Consider the following 222-nt stretch of genomic DNA (forward strand, 5'->3'; position numbering starts at 1 on the left):
GGGACCTGGAAGGTGCCGGCCTCGAGCCGCTTGTACCATAGGGCCAGCCCGTCGCGGTCGAAGTAGAGCGCCTTGAGGCGGTCGCCGCGGCGGTTGACGAAGAGGAAGAGGTGGCCGCTGAGGAGGTCCTGGTCGAAGCAGGACCGGACGAGGCCGGAGAGTCCGTCGAATCCTTTCCTCATGTCGACGGGCTTGGTGCAGAGGAAGGCGCGGCTGGTGGTC

The 222-nt window shown here is 67.1% G+C and carries 1 protein-coding gene; it reads right to left on the reverse strand.

Annotation, left to right across the window (positions count from 1 at the left end):
- Nucleotides 1-222, reverse strand: a 222-nt coding sequence (tnpB, locus tag G6O54_RS37220) for an IS66 family insertion sequence element accessory protein TnpB (protein ID WP_165236264.1), incomplete at both ends; no start/stop codon positions are given.

Source organism: Aquisphaera insulae (assembly GCF_011064615.1).
In the GTDB taxonomy this organism is placed as follows: domain Bacteria; phylum Planctomycetota; class Planctomycetia; order Isosphaerales; family Isosphaeraceae; genus Aquisphaera; species Aquisphaera insulae.